Raw genomic sequence first — 920 nt, forward strand, 5'->3', positions numbered from 1 at the left:
AACGAGCCTTGCGTCGTTAATTGCGCTATCTCGCGCAGGCTCTACGCTGTTTTGGCGCAGCCACCGTGGCAGCCCAAGCGGCAGCAACCTCTCTCGCTACCAATGGATTGGCATGCTGTGGCTGCTTAGCGCGGCACCACTAATGGTCGCCTTTGCAGGGCCCGTGAGTAGCTATACCCAAGCCACGGGAGAGCAGTTGGCCAACCCGCAGCTGTTGATTAATTCGCTTCTGCCTGATGCTGGAGACGCCCAATGATTGCCCCCCGCGCTTGGCTCCCTACGCCGGTACTGTCACTGCTGCTGCTGTTGGTATGGCTACTGCTTGTGCGTAGCTTTGCATTCGGTCAGATCGTGCTAGGCGGCGCGCTGGCCATCCTTATTCCGTTATTGACCCATCGCTTTTGGGACGCACGCCCCCGCATTGGTAAACCGCTTAAACTGTTGCGTTTTGTGTTTCGCGTACTAGGCGATATCGTCATCGCCAACTTCGAAGTTGCGTACTTAATTGCTAATCCCTGGCGTAAAGTCAAACCCCACTTTATTGAATACCCGCTGATGCTTGAGGAACGTTTCACTATTACGCTTCTCGCAAGCACCATCAGCCTAACCCCAGGAACAGTTTCAGCGAACTTAAGGATGGACGGAAAATCGTTGCTCATTCATGCACTTGATGTAGACGACGAGGACGCCCTAATTGCCCAAATTCGCGAGCGCTATGAGCGCCCCCTTAAGGAGATTTACGAATGCTAAGCGCCGCACTCGTGATCACTTTAGCGCTAGTGGTAATGGCGCTACTGATGAATCTTTATCGCCTAACCATTGGCCCCGACCTGCCAGATCGCGTGCTGGCGCTCGACACTATGTATGTCAATTCAATTGCGCTGATCGTACTGCTGGGGCTGTGGCTCAACAGCAAGACC

The 920-nt window shown here is 54.1% G+C and carries 2 protein-coding genes and 1 pseudogene; all 3 read left to right on the plus strand.

The window, feature by feature from the left end:
- Window positions 1–256, plus strand: a pseudogene (locus tag INT22_RS20920) (monovalent cation/H+ antiporter subunit D); the annotation flags it as partial.
- Window positions 253–750 carry a Na+/H+ antiporter subunit E gene (locus INT22_RS12405; protein WP_089037597.1) on the plus strand — a complete coding sequence of 166 codons (498 nt, stop codon included), beginning with the start codon at window positions 253–255 and terminating at the stop codon, window positions 748–750. The pseudogene INT22_RS20920 and the gene INT22_RS12405, both read left to right, overlap by 4 nt.
- Window positions 744–920 (plus strand): monovalent cation/H+ antiporter complex subunit F (locus INT22_RS20925; RefSeq protein ID WP_226912682.1); only part of this gene is annotated, 177 nt, incomplete at its 3' end. The genes INT22_RS12405 and INT22_RS20925, both read left to right, overlap by 7 nt.

This window comes from Halomonas sp. 3D7M, from assembly GCF_014897885.1.
Lineage (GTDB): Bacteria > Pseudomonadota > Gammaproteobacteria > Pseudomonadales > Halomonadaceae > Vreelandella.

What these genes read in the sequence shown, in the direction of transcription:
- INT22_RS12405 (WP_089037597.1), top strand. Translation starts at nt 253, where the DNA reads ATGATTGCCCCCCGCGCTTGGCTCCCTACGCCGGTACTGTCACTGCTG.